This is a genomic window from Mycobacterium sp. UM_Kg1, assembly GCF_000972925.1.
GTDB lineage: Bacteria > Actinomycetota > Actinomycetes > Mycobacteriales > Mycobacteriaceae > Mycobacterium > Mycobacterium hiberniae.
On record NZ_JRMK01000280.1, the window covers coordinates 1 to 2,049 of the forward strand.

A 2,049-nucleotide genomic window follows, 5' to 3' on the forward strand; every position below is an offset into this window, starting at 1 on the left:
GTGCGCCGGACGTGGCCTTCCCGCGTCTGAACGCGTTCTCGTTCTGGCTGTTCCTGTTCGGCGCGACCATCGCCCTGGCCGGCTTCATCACCCCGGGCGGCGCCGCTGACTTCGGCTGGACCGCCTACACCCCGCTGAGCGACGCGGTGCACTCACCGGGGGCCGGCGGCGACCTGTGGATCATGGGCCTGGCCGTCGGTGGTCTGGGCACCATTCTGGGTGCGGTGAACATGATCACCACGGTGGCGTGCATGCGCGCCCCGGGCATGACGATGTTCCGGCTGCCGATCTTCACCTGGAACATCCTGGTCACCTCGATCCTGGTGCTGATCGTCTTCCCGCTGCTGACCGCCGCACTGCTGGGCCTGGCGGTGGACCGTCACCTGGGCGGGCATGTCTACGACTCCGCCAACGGCGGCGTGCTGTTGTGGCAGCACCTGTTCTGGTTCTTCGGCCACCCCGAGGTGTACATCATCGCGCTGCCGTTCTTCGGCATCGTCAGTGAAGTGTTCCCGGTCTTCTCCCGCAAGCCGATCTTCGGCTACGTCACCCTGGTGTACGCGACGCTGAGCATCGCCGGGCTGTCGACCGCGGTGTGGGCGCACCACATGTTCGCCACCGGTGCGGTGCTGCTGCCGTTCTTCTCGCTGCTGACCCTGATGATCGCCATCCCGACCGGCCTGAAGTTCTTCAACTGGATCGGCACCATGTGGCGGGGCCAGCTGACCTTCGAGACGCCGATGCTGTTCGCGCTGGGCTTCATCGTCACGTTCATGGCCGGTGGTCTGACCGGCGTGATGCTGGCCAGCCCGCCGCTGGACTTCCACGTCAGCGACAGCTACTTCCTGATCGCGCACTTCCACTACGTGCTGTTCGGCACCATCGTGTTCGCGACCTTCTCCGGTATCTACTTCTGGTTCCCGAAGATGACCGGCCGTCTGCTCGACGAACGGCTTGGGAAGCTGCACTTCTGGCTGACCTTCATCGGCTTCCACACCACGTTCCTGATCCAGCACTGGCTGGGCAACATGGGCATGCCGCGCCGCTACGCGGACTACCTGCCCACCGACGGCTTCACCTCGCTGAACATCGTGTCGACCGTCGGCGCGTTCATCCTGGGCTCGTCGATGATCGCCTTCACCTGGAACGTGTTCAAGAGCTGGCGTTACGGTGAGGTTGTCACCGTCGACGACCCGTGGGGCTACGGAAACTCCTTGGAGTGGGCGACCAGTTGCCCGCCGCCTCGGCACAACTTCACCGAGCTGCCCCGGATCCGTTCGGAGCGTCCCGCTTTCGAGCTGCACTACCCGCACATGATCGATCGGCTGCGGGCCGAGGCACACGTCGGCCGTCACCCCGGCGACGAAGTGTACGAACCCGCGAACGCTTGATGATCCTCGGGCAGAGGCGGCGCCCGGCCCAGCCGGGCGCCCGCCAGGGGTGAGCGCGCCCAAGGTGCCGGTGCTGATCACCGTCACCGGTGTCGATCAGCCTGGCGTGACGTCGGCCCTCTTCGAGGTGCTGTCGCGTTATCAGGTGGAGTTGCTCAACGTCGAGCAGGTGGTGGTCCGCGGTCGGCTGACCCTGGGCGTGCTGGTCTCGGTGACGCCGGAAGTGGCTGACCGGACGGCCCTGGCCGACGAGGTCACCGCCGCGATTCACGGCGTCGGCCTCGACGTCACGATCCAGCGCGGCGACGACGCGCCGATCATCGCCGCGCCGTCCACACATCGCATCGTCGTGCTGGGGCGACCGGTGGCTGCCACCGCGCTGGGGGCGCTGGCCCACGAGATCGCCGAGATCGATGCGAACATCGACATGATCCGGGGCGTTTCCGACTACCCGGTGACCGGGCTGGAACTGCGGATCTCGGTTCCCGACGGCAGCGCCGGGCGGTTACAGACCGCGCTGAGCAAAGTCGCCGCCCAACAGCAGGTCGACGTGGCGTTCCAAGACGCCAGCCTGTCGCGCCGGACCAAGCGGCTGATCGTGTTCGACGTCGACTCCACCCTGATCCAGGGCGAGGTCATCGAGCTGTCTCTTATACAC

At 66.3% G+C, this 2,049-nt stretch carries 2 protein-coding genes; both read left to right on the forward strand.

Annotated features, from left to right (window positions below; translation table 11 throughout):
• Positions 1-1,391, forward strand: a 1,391-nt coding sequence (locus LI92_RS21030; protein WP_046322396.1) for a cytochrome c oxidase subunit I, incomplete at its 5' end; no start/stop codon positions are given.
• Positions 1,392-1,440: 49 nt separating this feature from the next.
• Positions 1,441-2,049, forward strand: a 609-nt coding sequence (locus LI92_RS21035) for an ACT domain-containing protein (protein WP_046322397.1), incomplete at its 3' end; no start/stop codon positions are given.